Here is a 16,316-nt window from a genome sequence, read left to right on the forward strand (position 1 = left end):
AATTAGTAAGTCAATAAAGGGTAGGTGTAAAGGTGAAAGGTTTAGTTAATTTCGTATTGAAAAACAAATTGGCAGTGTGGCTATTAACAATTATCATCACTGTCTCTGGTATTTATTCAGGCACAAAAATGAAAATGGAATCTATACCTGATATTTCCATACCATATTTAATTGTTATGGGTGTTTACCCTGGTGCAACCCCTGAACAGGTGATGAATGAACTTTCCATTCCATTTGAAAAATCAATTGAAAGTTTAGAAGATGTTAAGGCCGTTTACTCAACATCCTCTTCTAACGTAGCACAAGTTCAAGTTGAATACGACTACGGCATTGATATGGATGAGAAAAAGCGCCAATTAGAGTCCGCTTTAGATAATATAACATTACCTGAAGGTGCTCAAAAGCCTACAATTATGGCGATTAGCATGAATATGATGCCTGTTGTGGCATTATCAGTAAGTAGCTCTGAGGAAGATATTGTTGAATTGACGTCAACAGTAGAAGACATTTTACTTCCTAAAATTGAAAAAATTGATGGTGTTGCTTCTGCAACTATCAATGGTCAGCACATTAATGAAGTGTCATTTAAATATGACGAAAAGAAAATGGCTGCTCTCGGCTTAACAGAGGAATCTGTCGAGCAAATGATTCAAGCAAGCGATATGTCACTGTCACTTGGTTTATATCAATTTACTGTCGGTGAACAAGCGGTTTCGGTAGACGGGAAAGTTAAATCTGTAGATGAATTAAAAGACTTATTAATCCCAGTCACGCCTTCAGCTACAAACCCTTCCCCATTCGTTCGCTTAGGTGATATCGCAACGATTGAAGTAGAAGGTAAAGTACAATCTGTGTCACGTACAAATGGTAAAGATGCGATTGCCATTCAAATCGTTAAAGACCAAGACGCCAATACGGTAACAGTCGTGAATGCAGTAAAAGACTTAATTAAAGAAGAAGAAAAATTAATAGACGGTTTAAAAGTAGATATTTCACTTGACCAAGGTGCTCCGATTGAAGATTCAGTCTTCACAATGATTGAAAAAGCAGTATTCGGTGGTGCCATTGCCGTACTAATTATTTTACTATTCTTACGTGATTTCAAATCAACAATTATTTCGATTATCTCAATCCCAGTTTCAATATTCATGGCCTTGCTACTTTTAAACTGGATGGATATCACATTAAACATTATGACCCTCGGTGCGATTACCGTGGCGATTGGTCGTGTAATTGATGACTCCATTGTAGTTGTTGAAAATATATATCGACGCATCCATTTAAAAGAAGAAAAACTAACAGGTCGCGCTCTTATTCGCGAAGCCACAATTGAAATGTTCAAACCAATCCTTTCTTCTACATTAGTAACTGTAGCAGTTTTCGCTCCATTAATTTTTGTTAGTGGTATGGTTGGTGAACTATTCATGCCGTTTGCATTAACGATGTCATTTGCTCTAGGTGCTTCCTTAATAGTGGCGATTACAATTGTTCCTGCTTTATCTCACTTCTTATTCCGTAAAAAATTATACGGTGAGAAAAAAGAAAGTCAGCATAAAGAAGTTGGTAAACTAGCTACTTGGTATAAAGGTGTACTAGAAAAGACATTAAACCATAAAATCATTACATCCGTAATAGCGATTGTAATGCTTGTTGGTTCTCTTGCTTTAACACCACTCATCGGCTTCAGTTTCATGGGCTCTCAAGAAGAAAAGGTTATGTACTTATCGTATACACCTGCTACAGGCGAGCTAATGAAAGATACAGAAGCAAATGTTGCACAAGTAGAAAAAGAATTAATGAAACGCGAAGACATAGATATTTTACAAGTCTCTATCAATGATCCTAAGAATGTTGATCCTTCTGCAATGATGATGGGCGGCGGCGCCGGTGGTGCATTAATGTACCTCATCTTTGATCCAGATATGGAAGACTTCCCTAAAGCAAAAAAAGAAGTAGAAGACTATATAGCTAACATTGGTCAATCAGGAGAATGGAAATCTCAAAACTTCTCGTCAGCGTCTACGTCTTCAAATGAAGTAAGTTACTCATTATACAGCGAGGACTTAGATAAGCTTCGTGATGCAGTGAAACAAGTCGAAGGTGCATTAAAAGAAGTTGATGGCTTAGAAGACATAAAATCTAATAATGAAGATCCATATGTTGAGCATATTTTAAAAGTAGATCAAAAGAATGTTCTACAATATGGTTTAACTACCGCTCAAATCGTAATGGCCTTGAACGCAAATACATCATCAGAAGTTTTAACATCAGTCAAGTATGACGGTGAAGATATTGATGTCATTGTACAACGTGAAGCAAAGGCAGCAGCTACATCTCTTGATGATGTATTAGCTACCGAAATCAAGACAGCTTTAGGTACAACAATGACAATTGGTGAATTAGTCAAGGTAGAAGAAGGCACTACGCTTAACTCTTTAGCTCGCTCTAAAGGCGAATATTACGCAACCGTTTCTGGTACGATTACCGAAGACGATATTTCAAAAGCAACTTCTGCTGCTGATGAAAAGATTGATAAATTAGATTTACCTAAAGGTGTAACGACTGGGGTTTCAGGTGTGGCTGCAGATATGCAAGAAACATTTACACAACTTGGAATTGCTATGTTAGCTGCAATCGCTATCGTTTACTTCATTCTAGTCGTAACATTCGGTGAAGGTTTAGCACCATTCGCTATTCTGTTCTCACTACCATTCGCAGTAATTGGTGCATTTGTTGGCTTGTTCGTCACAGATCAAACAATTTCTGTTTCTGTTATGATGGGACTATTAATGCTGATCGGTATCGTTGTGACAAATGCCATCGTATTAGTAGACCGCATTATCCATATGGAACGCGACGGACTCGTTATGCGCGAGGCTATTTTAGAAGCAGGTGCAACTCGTTTACGCCCTATTCTAATGACGGCCATTGCAACAATCGGTGCAATGATCCCAATGGCACTCGGCGGTGGTGGCAGTGGTTTAATTTCAAAAGACCTAGCGATTACCGTAATCGGTGGTTTACTATCTTCAACATTGTTAACATTAGTAGTTGTACCAATCGTCTATGAAATGTTATCTAAAATGTTAAAGAAAAACCGAAAAGATTTTGAAGAAAATTAATAATTACATGTAAAATAAGGGCTCTCCTTTGAAGGGGGCCCTTTTTCTATATTTTACGAATTAAAGTTAGCTCGAATCCAAGCACGATGCTTTGAGGAAAATATCGGTTCCCAAAAAGTAATGGAAAAATCGGGTATGCTTTATGAGGGTCTGTTACGAAAAAGTATGTTTGTTAAGGGTAATCATCAAAATGTGAGAATGTATGCTATTATTGACAATGATTATTTTACAAAGATTGAGCCTTGCTGAAAATCCAACAAGGCTCTACTTATTTAGTTTACAATCAAGCCTCGTACAATAGACATTTTTGCAATTGTATAAGTAGCTTTTAATTCGACTTGTGTTTCTTAAACGTTCAATAATTTTGACATGTAATACTCATCCATATATTCACCATCAACATATAGTGAATGTCTTTTAGTCCCTTCAACTTCAAATCCCATTTTTTTATATAAGGCTATGCCTGCAATATTATTCACCATTACTGTAAGTTCCAAGCGATGCATGCCCTTCTCTTTTGCCCAATTGTCTAAGTGGCCAAATAATGCAGTGCCAATTTTTCTTCCTCTAAAATCACTGTGGATACCTACGACAATATAGGCTCGATGTGAAAGTCTAGATGGTGTACTCCCTTGAACAATTAAATAACCGACCACTGTCTGATCTATTTCAGCTATAAATAATGCTGAATGACTGTTTTTGTAAATATTCTCAATAAATCTAGTAAATTGTTCAGCTTCTAACTGTCGTTCGCCTGGCGCGAATAACATAAAATTAGACTCTTCCGCATTTTTGATAACAGCCATGATCTGTTCAGCATCTTCTATTCTTGCTTCCCTTATAAACATTTTTGTTGCCTCCTTTCTATCTAAAATTTAGTGACATGTATCATTAATTCTTTTGTGTCCATTTGAATTTCTCCACCAATAGGGAATGTAAAGATCGGCTGTGTATGTCCAAAATCCACATCATAGATAACTGGAATTCTTCTTAAAGTTGGATGTTTATCTAACATAAAATGTAGTTGTTCCTCTGTCATTTTAGAAGCTCTTTGAAAGCGCCCTATCGCAATACCTTTAATATTAGTAGTAGCTTGTAATAATGAGGTAAAATCACGAGCAAATATTTCTGGAGTAACTAGTTCATCATCCTCTAAAAATAAAATACTATTCGATAAATCAGGCATATACGGGGTACCTTGAAGTAGATTTAATGTACATAAATTTCCGCCAAATAATTGCCCACTTGCTTCCCCTTCAGAATATACCTTCCAGCTAGCCGCTTCAAAATGACGATTATGTTGATCTAAATACCATGCATCATCGCTCCAAATGCTTGATGCTTGTATCGTATATGGCTTATTTTCCATTAAGCATTTTTGAAAATATGATAGCTGATAGTTTTGTGCTTGTTCCATAAGAAAGCTAGAAAAATGTGGCCCCGAATACGTAACAAATCCACATTTTTTTGTAATAGCGGTTGCTAAAGCTGTAATATCACTGAAACCACAAAGTATTTTTGGGTTATTTTCTATCATTTCATAATTTAGATAGGGTAATATTTCATTAGAATTGAAACCACCAATAACCGTTAAGACAGCCTTCACATGATTATCTTGGAAGGCATCATGAATATCAGAAACTCGATGCTCAATTGAGGAAGATTGTTGAAGATCACATTCAAAAATATGACGCCCATAGGATACAGTAAAGCCTAACTCTTCAAGTTTCTTCTTTGTTTGTTCAACGCCTTCTTCTGTTATAATTGCTGCGCTACAACTAGGTGCAATAACCCGTATCTCATCACCTACTGTTAATTTCTTTGGAACACGCAAACTGCTCCCTCCCCCTAATAAGTTTCAATTTTTACTATTAACCTCTCTTCTAAAAAGAAGGGTTTCTGAATCTCGTAAAGCCTAACACCCCTATTAATTATCACCACTCACCCCACAACTAAAATTTTCTCTATTATGACAAAGCACTAATGGAAAATCAAATATAAATTTACAATTTTTAGTATTAACGCCATAACGTGTCGTTTATTTCCGTTCCGACTGGGGGCATTCAGCTCATTTAGTCCTGCATTTAACTGGGTGAAAAATAAAATCATCGTTTACCGGCGATGTTTGAGGTTTATCAGCGATTCCGGCTCTTTTATCAGCGATGTCTGGGGGTTATCAGCGATTCCAGCTCTTTTATCAGCGATGTTCGGGTTTTATCAGCGATTCTGACCCTTTTATCAGCGATGTTCGGAGTTTATCAGCGATTCCGGCTCTTTTATCAGCGATGTCCGGGGGTTATCAGCGATTCCGGCTCTTTTATCAGCGATGTCCGGAGCTTATCAGCGATTCCGGCTCTTTTATCAGCGATGTTCGGGTTTTATCAGCGATTCTGACCCTTTTATCAGCGATGTTCGGGGTTTATCAGCGATTCTGAGGTTCTTTTATCAGCGATGTCCACGGTTCTACCTTCATTGGATGTCCATTCATCCGACGATAAAAATCCAATCGAAAAAAGATGCATCGCAAAGTAATTTTGCAATGCATCTTTTTTCGATTGGCCGAGCGAATACTTCAATTTAAGCTAGGTGCGACCAATGCATTTTATTATACTGGCAGCACAGGCTCCTTAAAATTTGATTCGGCTATCTATCTCCTCTTTTTGCCAATTAATAGCGTGATTTGTGCCATTGTAAACGGCAATGAAGATTTCTTTCGATACCCTACATACTTTGGCACCCAAAAATCTGCATATTTTAATTTAAAGTTTTTTAATCCTTTGAAATGATAGAGGTAGTGCCCATGTAAAAATATTTGTGCTGCAATTTTTTCACTTAAAAAGGAAAACCTAGACTGTCCGACGTTTGACAATGGCGACATCCCTATATTGAAAACGCGATAGCCTTCTGCTTTTGCCCATTCAAATAGTGATAAAAAAATGAAATCCATCGTGCCAGATGGTGCTCCCGGTTTAAAACGCATCAGATCTACTGAGACGCTTTCGCCATTATCGTACATTGGCATGATACTGGCAAAGCCAATAATTCCTTCTGCTCCACGTAAAACAGCAATGTTTGAAGTACTTAAATAGCGTTCATCAAAAAAGCCAAGAGAAAAGCCCTTTTCAGCCCTTCCTTGCAACCATTTCGTTGATACTTGTTCCAATTCATTCATTACTTCCTGTGAGTATGGAGGGCATATAAATTCCACAGTAAAATTTTCTCGTTCAAATTTATTTTTTATCGCGCGACTTCCCTTCATTCCCTTACCGGCAAGTGTAAACTTTTCTAAATCAACAAATGCTTCCTCGCCAAGCTTAAAAAAACTATACCCATTCTCATGTAATGAAGAGAAAATTTTATTATTAATTTCATAAAAGACAGGTCTATAACTATGTTTATCCGCCAATTCTAAAAACTCCTGAATAGCAGATAAAAAATCAGATTCATCTCCTACTGGATCTCCAAGCACTACGATCTTATCAGCAAATATTTGATAAGAAAATAAAACTGTTCCTTTTTTATTCCAATGTACAAATTTATCATGTAAAAAAATTAAATGTGAATACTCCGTCCCTTTATAAGTCATCAAATGATTTTTGATTGCATCTTCTCGCTCCCTAGACACAAGCATTTCCATTCTCTTAGGTGCACGGATAAAATAACCTATATAAAAAATGAAAATTGCTATTAGGATACCCATTAAAGCACTATGAAATAGATCTCGGTAATCTGTAATAATATAGTTCTGTAGCGCAACTGGAATATGAATGATAGAAGTAGGTAAGTTCACATAACCAATCAATAAATACATCACTGTAATGATTGTCACTACAGCAAGGTCAAACAAGGCTATCCCCCATGTCAATACATAACTTTCACGGTAAAATTGTTTTTTTGACGCAATTAACAGCACTGTGACAATCACTAAAAAAATAGCTTCTTCATAGTCAAAGCCCTTAAAAATTGAAAACAGTGCAGAACTAATTAACACAATGATGGTAAACTGATATGCCCTTGTTACTTTATATTTAATCCCCCTACATAATCCTAAGAGAATAAAGCCTGCTGCAACAGTCAATTGATGAGAGACATTCATGATTGGCGAGGATAAAAATTCCTGAGTTATTTTTAGTCTACTTAAAATGCCAGGTACCGCCGCTGATAGTAATAACAAAATGCCAGAGATAAATACTAATACTGTTAACAACATATGGCTAAGCTTTTGAAAAATAATATTCGGCAAGTCTTCCCATGATTGATTCCAACGATTCCAATATTCTTTTATAAACAAGATTGAGGAAACTAAAAATGGAAGCACAAAGTAGCCAACCCGGTACAAAATTAATAAAAAAAGCACTTTTTCATCAGCAATTCCTAAATTTTGAGTCCCCCACAAAAAAACAAGGTCAAATGAGCCAACTCCACCAGGAATCATACTGACTATTCCCGCACAGGAAGCAATTAAAAATATTGGAATTAAAGCGGATAATTCTATCGGTATTTTTAAAATTAAAGTTAATATCCAAATAACTAAAAAGATCGCAAGCCATTCAGCTACTGAAGTGATCATCAACTGAAGAGATACCTTTGGATTTAAAGAATTCGCTTTTTTATAGCGAATAATGCGCATAACAATAAAAGCCGGAACATATAAGCTGACAATAATGACTGCAATCGATAACCATCGTACTTCTTTCAGCAACGGGAAGTCCCAAAAGAATATATACATGATCCAAGCTAACAGAGAAATCCCTGATAAATAAAAGAGTGTTACGGAGGCAATACTTTTTAACAAGTCTTCCTTGTCCTCTTTATATTTTGAATAGAAATAATTACGCAGAAATACACCGACTAGACCACCAAAGCCAATAAGATTTGAGAATGTATTTACGATAAATGAATGGTTCAGCAAAATACGGTAATTTATTTTGATTCCTACTATTTTCACTAAAATAACATCATAAAAAATCATCGGTGTAATAGCACAGAAGGTGATAAAAAGTATCAACAAGAGCTCCCATAACTGTAATTCATTCACTTCTTTTCGAAGTAAATGAACATCTATCCCACTTACCGTTTGTTGAATTTCATAAATAGCTATCGCTAAAAGTACTATCGGAAATAGAATTTTCAAAAACTTCAACAGCGCCTCTTTTCGAACGATAAACATGTCTAAACCTACTCCCCATAAGTTTTGAAATCAACCATATCTTCCGTTTTGTCCATACTGCCTCATATCAATTCATATACAGTTTGCTCATGAGCGAATCTTTCTAACACCTGTACTTTTTACTACCTAATTTTTCAAGCAAACGACAAGAAGCAATATTGAGAGATTTATCGAAACAATTTTGAGATTGATCGAGACTTTTTTAAGATTTAACGAGACTTTTTAAAATTTATCGATACTTTTCAGCGCTTTATCGCCCAACTTTTAAAAAATATCGACATCAAGAAAAAAGCGTACCCTTTATTCAATACTCATAGGTACGCTCATTCTCTATATATAATATCGATGGATAGGACGTCCCACACTTCCATATTGGATATCCACCTTTAATAAATTTTGTTTTTCTAAAAAATCTAAGTAACGTCGAGCTGTTACCCGGGCTGTTCCAATGTAAGTGGACACTTCTTCTGCTGACACCGCAACATTACTTTCTTGAATATAGGAAAGCACCTTATCTAAGGTTGCTCGGTTAAAACCCTTTGGTAGCTCGTTAATGATAATGGTCTCGGTGACTGGAGGAACAACTATTTGATCTGGTATGCGCTGCTGCATTAGATGATCAATGTCATGTTGAGTTAAATCTTGCATGCTACTTATTTTCTTTTTATACGCCTGATAATCTTTTAAAGTTTGCTCAATTCGTTCAAACGTAAAAGGTTTCATAATATAATCGTAGACACCTAAGTGTAAAATCCGTTGCACAGTTGGCATATCATTAGCTGCGGTCACAGCAATAACATCAACCGGAAGATGTTCTTCGCGTATTTTCCCTAGCGTAATAATGCCATCCTGCTCAGGCATAAAAACATCCATAAAGACAAGCTCAGGTTTTAATAGCTTAATCTTCTCAATACCCTCAATCCCATTGCCAGCATAGCCTATTAATGAAAATCCATTAATTTGTTCAATAAATTGCCTGTTCACTTCTCGTACCATCGGATCATCTTCAATTAATAACACTTTAATTACATCCATCTATTCTCCTCCTAACTCAAATAAGATTAAGAAACTTGTCCCTTTCATAAATTCACTTACTACCTCAATATCGCCATTGCCTTTCCTAACAATTTCATGTATTAAATGCAAGCCAATCCCGCGATTCTCACTTGCCTTCGTAGAAAATCCATTTTCAAACATACGTGCTTGCACCTCTTCAGACATCCCAATTCCATTATCTGAAACAGCAATTGCTAACACATCGTCATGCTCATCTACAGAAATCGCTACATATTTATCATCCTTGGAAAGAACATTTAACGCTTCAAAAGCATTTTCGATTAAATTCCCTAATAGGACAACAAAATCGTGATGATCTAATAGAGGTGGAAAACGTTTAAAATGACTTTTTCGATCAATTTCTACTTGTATGCCTAATTCCTTGCCATAACTAACTTTACTTAGTAATAATCCTGAAATATTTTCATTATGAAAGCGTTCATTCAAAAACTTCGTTAACGAGGCTTCATTTTCAGTAGTAGAAGTAACATATTCAAGTGCTTGCTTTGTATGTCCCAATTGCAGAAGCCCTGCAATCGTATGAAGTTTATTTTTATGCTCATGTGTTTGTACGCGTAGTGCTTGAACAAAAGCTTTAACACCTGTTACCTCTTCCGCCAGCTTTTTCACCGCTGTTAAATCTTTAAACATGGCAACGGCACCGACTAACTCACCATTTACAATAATCGGAACTCGATTACTCAAAATACTATGATGATTTATGTATAACTCTTGATTGTATACAGGCGTTGCCGTTTCAACAATTTCAGGCAATCGTGTGTCAGGCAAAACATCGTAAATCTTTTCACCGATACACTCCTCTATCTTTCTAGTAACACCTAATATATCAGCTGCTTTTTCATTAAAAATTGTAATATTCATTTCCTTATCAACCGCTATAATGCCTTCATGCATAGCATTAAACGTTTCTGTTCGTTCCACATACATTTTGGCAATCTCATGAGGTTCTAGCCCAAACATTTGCTTTTTAATATGTCGACCAAGTGTGTATGCCCCCCAAATACTAAAAACAAGCGATATGAGAATCGTAATACCAATGTCATGCTCATAATTTTGCAATATTTCCTTAAAAGTTGGTAGTGCATATCCTACAACAACAACGCCAACTTGTTCTTTGTGATCATCAATGACAGGGACAAAAGCTCGAATCATGACACCGGCTTCTCCTTGCGCCTTCGATACATAATAATGCTCACTAAAGGCAGCATTTAAATCCTGTGATTCACTACGTTTCCCTATTTCTTTACTGACGGGATGGGATAGTTTAATACGATCCATATTCATCACAACAATATACTCTGCTTTATTAACAACACGAATACCATCTACAATTTTATTGACATTTTTCGCCGCTTCTTTAATATTGTCATTTTTCAAATGTATACTAATCTCTGGCACATTCGATACAGTCCCTGCAACGAGCATAGCACGCTGACCATAATCCTTTTCTTGCTCAGTTAATAGATTACCAAGCACAAAAATGCCACCAAGTAAAAAGGAGAATGCAATGATTAAAAATGTCACTAACAGTATTTTGCCGTTTACGGGCATTTTCATCATTTAAAGATTCCTTCCTTTCCCATCTACATTTGCACTAACATACACACTTCTACTAATGATTGATATGCTTTTAAGATTATCTTCAAAAAATTCTTTTGACAACACTTTTAGTTGACATAAGTAAGAGAAAATCATGAACTTAATGAACAATATTACAAAAAAATGCTACAAAACAGAATTTTCTATTATTTTTTATTTTTGTATTATAACAATATTATGTTATTTTAAGAGTACCATAACAGTTAAAATAATTGAGAACACTACATTTCTTTTAATTTATTGAAAAAATATACTTAATGAACGATATGTTTCTTATTTTCTAAATCTCTTTTTTCAAAAAGGATTCGCTATGATAAATCTAGTGAAAACGATATCAAAAAGAAAATTTAGAAAAGAGGTAGCATAAAATGAAATTACTGAAAAATTTGACTGTTCAGGTTATAGCTGCGATCATTTTAGGGATTATTGTCGGAGCTATCTTCCCTGAGTTTGGTGCAAGCCTTAAAATTTTAGCAGACTTATTCATTAAGTTAATAAAAATGTTAATCGCTCCAATTATCTTCTTAACCGTTGTAATCGGAATCGGTAGTATGGGAGATATGAAAAAGGTTGGGAAAATCGGAGGTAAGGCGTTGCTGTACTTCGAGATTGTCTCTACTATTGCCTTAGCAATCGGGATTGCTGTTGCAATGATTGTTAGCCCAGGTACAGGATTAGATACATCAGGTGCTGCCGAAACTGACATTTCAAAATATACTACGGCTGCCTCAGAGACTGAGCAAGGCTTAGGTGCTTTCATCTCTAGCATTATTCCTGAAAACGTAGTAGGTGCGCTTGCAACAGGACAATTACTTCCTGTGTTATTCTCCGCAATATTGTTCGGCTTAGCAGCTGCTTCTATTGGTGCACCTGCAAAACCTGTCATTACATTTTTTGAACAAGTGGCAGAAATTTTCTTCAAAATCGTAAGTATGGTAATGAAAATATCACCAATTGGTGCATTTGGCGCAATGGCCTATACGATTGGTAATTTTGGGTTGAAATCGTTAAGCAACTTAGGTCTATTAATGGCGGCAGTATATATTACAATGTTCTTATTCGTAGTCATTGTTTTAGGCACAATTGCAAAATTCTTCGGCTTTAACATTTTCAAATTCATCGCTTATATTAAAGAGGAAATTTTCTTAGTAATCGGTACATCATCATCTGAATCTGCTTTACCTTCGATGATGCGCAAATTGGAAAATTTCGGTTGTTCAAAGCAAGTAGTTGGATTAGTAGTACCAACAGGTTATTCTTTCAATCTTGATGGCACTTCCATCTATCTATCAATGGCTGCATTATTCATTGCACAAGCATACGGAATGGAATTGACATGGGTTCAAATCATTACACTTCTTGGGATTTTAATGATTACATCTAAAGGTGCAGCTGGTGTAACAGGATCTGGTTTTATCACATTAGCAGCGACACTTGCTGCCTTCCCAATTATTCCAGTAGAAGGGATTGCGCTACTAATTGGTGTTGATCGCTTCATGTCAGAAGCACGTGCCGTAACAAACTTAATTGGTAACGGTGTAGCTTGTGTAGTCGTTTCAAAATCTGAAAAAGAGTTTGACGTAGAAATGCAAGAACGTGCACTTCAAGGAAAAACTACTATTGTTTCCTAGGCGCTTCACCACTTGTGCCAATGGGATCAAGGCGACCTCAAGGATGTAGCGTTTGAAGCCTAGACGATGACGATGCTCTAGGTTATCAACAGGTAAAAAAACTATAGTTTCCTTTACAATAAGAAAAGGTAGTGAAGACAGCTTGGTTGCTGTTCCACTACCCTTGTTTATTTTCCATATTGTTCAAGCAAGCGTTGCGTATTTGTTGATTGCTCAAGTGCTTTTTTCTCTTTTGTCCAGTATATTAAATATTGCTGATCTCCAACATTAAAAACCATCTGTTGTAATTCTTCACTTAGCTCCGAGCTAATTGCTACCTTTAAAATATCGACCTCATATAAAGGCTCACCTTTAATATCGTAGACGATATGATAGACTGGCTTTTCTTCAAATATCGCTCTTTCTTTTTTGCTTAGTTTTTTGACATGGCTTAGAGGATTTTTTTCACTATAAGCTGTTGCATCTTGACCTGTTGTCCTATATAAGGATTGCTCTCCTTTTAATAGCTCAATGGCATCAATTTCTGTTGCCTGATCTAAAATATGTGAAATAGCCTCTTCCTCATTTTTCTCACGAAACTGCAAAGTAAAAGACACAATAAGTATAATCGCAGCAAATATGACTAATTTCCATCTTCGTTTATTCATTTTTTTACCCATTCAATACCTTTTTGACAAAGCGATTAATATCTACATCAGCACCAATGACAAGCATAATATCTCCTAGCAAAATTTTATCACTCGCCTGCGGAGATACGATAATATCTGCACCACGCTTAATACCTACAATATTAATCCCGTACTTTGCACGAATATCTAAATCCATAACGGAGTAACCTGCAATCGTATCATTGGCCTTAATCTCCATAATTGAATGTTCATCTGAAAGCTCTAAATAATCAAGCACTGTATTGGACAACATATTATTGGCAATACGTATCCCCATATCACGCTCAGGATGAACGACAAAATCGGCACCTATTTTGCGTAGTACTTTTTCATGGTAGTCATTCTGAGCTTTTACAGTTATCTGCTGAACACCGATTTCTTTTAAAATAATGGTCGTCAAAATACTTGCCTGAATATTTTCACCAATCGCTACGATAACGTGCTCAAAATTACGAATACCTAATGAATTTAAAACCGATTCATCCGTCGAATCTGCGATAACGGCCTGTGTGGCAATTGAAGCAAACTCGTCCACCCGCTCTGAGGAATGATCAATCGCCATAACTTGTGCGCCTTGACTCATTAATTCGCGAACAATGCTTCCTCCGAAACGTCCAAGTCCAATGACAGCAAACTCTTTTTTCATCATTAAAAACCCCTCCGAAAATTACTATACCATTATTGTAACTTATTCTCTGCTATATGTATCGTCAAAGCAAACGACTATTCGTCAAGAAATGACATCTTTAAAGGAATGCTCAGGTGACATCTGAATCCGATCGGCTTGATCCCTTTTTCGCTCAGATCACGCCTGGATCCGAGCGGGTCACATCACAACCGTAATGGTAAGTAAAATTGTATTTTCACATAAAAAAGACGAGGAATTATTGATCCCCGCCTTTTATCATATTATTTAAGCGTTGCGCATTTCATCTAAAACGCGATTCACACGCTTTTCAAGCATTTTCATACCGCTACCACCAGCTTGCATGTGACGAAGCTGACCATCTTTATCGAAGACAAAATACGCAGGTACGTATTGGTTTTCAAATGCATCTGTTAGCTTCAATTCGCTATCAACAAAGATTGGTTGTACGATATCATGCTCAGCTGCTACAGATTTGATTGTCTCTAAATCTGTATCTTCCTCAGAGCGTGGCATATGCACAGCGATAACATTTAACTCGTCTTTATATTGATCACGGAAATTGTTCACATCTGGCATTGCTTCTTTACATAAATGGCAACTAACTGACCAAAAATGAATTAAAGTTGGTTTTTCGCCTACAACGTCCGCTTTTGTTACTTCACCGTTTAGCCAAGTAGTTGCACCTACAAGTTCTGGCATTTGTTCACGAAGTTTCATAATAATATCCTCCTTTTCTGCTATGAAGCTTAAAAATCCCCACAAACTTGCTGTGGGGACTCTTTATTTTTGAATGATCAATTTCGCCAAGCCTCGAATTCAGTTCAATGCCTGCCATAAAAAACTCTACATCAATTATGCCTCGGCATAATTGCGTCATTCAGTAACTGAAAGAAGTTAATTATAGAGTTGCTTGACCTGGACGCCAGTTTGCTGGGCAAAGACCACCAGTTTGTAAAGCTTGAAGTACACGTAAAGTTTCGTCTACATCACGGCCGATGTTGTTATCGAATACAGTTTGGTATTTTAATTCACCTTCTGGGTTGATGATGAATAAGCCGCGTAGTGCGATACCTTCTTCTTCAATTAATACACCATATTCTTTTGAAATTTGGTGATTTGTATCTGCTGCTAATGGATATTTTAACTCACCAAGACCATTTTTTGTGCGGTCAGTGTTAATCCAAGCTAAGTGTGTGTGGATTGTATCAGTAGAAACACCGATTACTTCTGCATCTAAGTCTTCGAACTCATCGTAACGATCGCTCATTGCAGTGATTTCTGTTGGACATACGAAAGTGAAGTCCATTGGATAGAAGAATAAAACTGTCCATTTGTCTTGTGCTTTCATGTCTTCTAATGATACTTTGCCAAAAGATTTGTCTGGAAGTACTGCTTCCATTGTAAAGTTAGGTGCTTGTTTACCTACCATGCGTTCTGCCATAATAAATCCCTCCGATTAAATATGTAGTGTATATATTCCATCCGCACCAGCGAACTCGTCTTCTACGATAGCAGAGTAATCGTAGTTTTTCAAACAAGTAAGCTTCACTAAAGTACAAGTTTGAAATTATCTGACAAATTTTCGTCAATTTCCCAAGTGGAATGGCTACTACAGCCTATTTATTAGCTATTATTAACAATTTTATTCTAGAATCAACAAAATTTTTGTACGCGTCATTTATGTATAATTTCTAAAAATTTTATCTACTTTTTTTCATAAAAAACAATTGCAAATTCGTCATTATTATGTATAATTGTAATGGTTTTAGTAAACTAAAAGTTTCGTTAAAGTAAACTTCATATTTCAAAAGTTTATGATTGCTAAACTTCTTCTAGGAGGGAAAAGATGCAAATAGGAGCAAAAATTAAAGCGCTTCGTTTAAAAAAAGGTCTTACCCAAGAGGAACTTGGAGAACGTACAGATTTAAGTAAGGGGTATATTTCACAATTAGAACGTGATCTTAATTCTCCTTCCATTGAAACGCTATTTTCAATATTAGAGGTTTTAGGGTCAACACCAAAGGAATTTTTCGATGATGAAGCACCTGAACAAAAGGTTGTATATACAGAAGAAGATCAATCCACTTATACGGACGAAGAAAAAAAATATGAAATCCAATGGCTTATTCCGACATCAAACGAAAAAGAGATGGAGCCAATATTCTTGACACTTGCTGCGGATGGCGAGTTCAAACAGTTTGAGCCATCGCTCTCAGAAACATTTATTTATGTTGTGAAAGGGCGCATTCGACTCGTTTTGGGGAATGAACAGTATATTGCAAGCGAAGGCAATGCTCTCTATTTTGATGCGGCAGATCATCACCAAATTTTTAACGCACATGCTGCAGAAACAAAAATTTTACTCGTCGCAACGGATTCATATTTATAGCTTAAGGAGGC

At 36.3% G+C, this 16,316-nt stretch carries 12 protein-coding genes; 3 read left to right on the plus strand and 9 right to left on the minus strand.

Going from position 1 to position 16,316, the window contains the following annotated elements:
- Positions 1–32: 32 nt before the first annotated feature.
- The gene (locus ACB089_RS20115; protein ID WP_374963635.1) at positions 33–3,122 is read left to right on the plus strand and encodes an efflux RND transporter permease subunit; all 3,090 of its coding nucleotides are present in this window, start codon (positions 33–35) and stop codon (positions 3,120–3,122) included.
- Between the two features lie 347 nt (positions 3,123–3,469).
- Here the strand turns inward: ACB089_RS20115 and ACB089_RS20120 are convergent, their stop codons facing one another.
- The 5 genes from ACB089_RS20120 to ACB089_RS20140 form a co-directional block, all read right to left on the minus strand.
- Positions 3,470–3,970: a GNAT family N-acetyltransferase gene (locus ACB089_RS20120; RefSeq protein WP_374963636.1), complete on the minus strand. Its 501-nt coding sequence runs from the start codon at positions 3,968–3,970 to the stop codon at positions 3,470–3,472.
- A gap of 20 nt (positions 3,971–3,990) precedes the next feature.
- Complete coding sequence (locus tag ACB089_RS20125) at positions 3,991–4,956, minus strand: S66 peptidase family protein (RefSeq protein ID WP_374963637.1); 966 nt, start codon at positions 4,954–4,956, stop codon at positions 3,991–3,993.
- 813 nt (positions 4,957–5,769) lie between these two features.
- Entirely contained in the window at positions 5,770–8,292 is a 2,523-nt protein-coding gene (mprF, locus tag ACB089_RS20130; protein WP_374963638.1) for a bifunctional lysylphosphatidylglycerol flippase/synthetase MprF, read from the minus strand.
- 330 nt (positions 8,293–8,622) lie between these two features.
- A complete protein-coding gene (locus ACB089_RS20135) occupies positions 8,623–9,327 on the minus strand; it encodes a response regulator (RefSeq protein WP_374963639.1) in 705 nt (234 codons plus the stop codon).
- On the minus strand, positions 9,328–10,929 hold the full coding sequence (locus tag ACB089_RS20140) for an ATP-binding protein (RefSeq protein ID WP_374963640.1): 1,602 nt from the start codon (positions 10,927–10,929) through the stop codon (positions 9,328–9,330).
- 407 nt (positions 10,930–11,336) lie between these two features.
- On the opposite strand from ACB089_RS20140, the gene ACB089_RS20145 reads away from it, so the two are divergent.
- Positions 11,337–12,599, plus strand: a complete 1,263-nt coding sequence (locus tag ACB089_RS20145; protein WP_368636885.1) for a dicarboxylate/amino acid:cation symporter — start codon at positions 11,337–11,339, stop codon at positions 12,597–12,599.
- 167 nt (positions 12,600–12,766) lie between these two features.
- On the opposite strand, the gene ACB089_RS20150 is transcribed toward ACB089_RS20145, so the two are convergent.
- The 4 genes from ACB089_RS20150 to ACB089_RS20165 all read right to left on the minus strand — a co-directional run bounded on the left by ACB089_RS20150 (position 12,767) and on the right by ACB089_RS20165 (position 15,357).
- Positions 12,767–13,246, minus strand: coding sequence for a hypothetical protein (locus ACB089_RS20150; protein WP_223552816.1), 480 nt, complete (start codon positions 13,244–13,246; stop codon positions 12,767–12,769).
- Between the two features lie 4 nt (positions 13,247–13,250).
- A complete protein-coding gene (locus ACB089_RS20155; protein ID WP_068983505.1) occupies positions 13,251–13,913 on the minus strand; it encodes a TrkA family potassium uptake protein in 663 nt (220 codons plus the stop codon).
- A gap of 267 nt (positions 13,914–14,180) precedes the next feature.
- A complete protein-coding gene (locus ACB089_RS20160; RefSeq protein WP_368636887.1) occupies positions 14,181–14,633 on the minus strand; it encodes a TlpA family protein disulfide reductase in 453 nt (150 codons plus the stop codon).
- Between the two features lie 181 nt (positions 14,634–14,814).
- Positions 14,815–15,357, minus strand: a complete 543-nt coding sequence (locus ACB089_RS20165; RefSeq protein WP_068983325.1) for a peroxiredoxin — start codon at positions 15,355–15,357, stop codon at positions 14,815–14,817.
- 405 nt (positions 15,358–15,762) lie between these two features.
- Here ACB089_RS20165 and ACB089_RS20170 point away from each other — a divergent pair, with 405 nt between their 5' ends.
- Positions 15,763–16,305, plus strand: a complete 543-nt coding sequence (locus ACB089_RS20170) for a helix-turn-helix domain-containing protein (RefSeq protein ID WP_368636889.1) — start codon at positions 15,763–15,765, stop codon at positions 16,303–16,305.
- Positions 16,306–16,316 lie beyond the last annotated feature (11 nt).

Source organism: Lysinibacillus sp. RS10, from assembly GCF_041956855.1.
Classification (GTDB): Bacteria; Bacillota; Bacilli; order Bacillales_A; family Planococcaceae; genus Lysinibacillus; species Lysinibacillus xylanilyticus_A.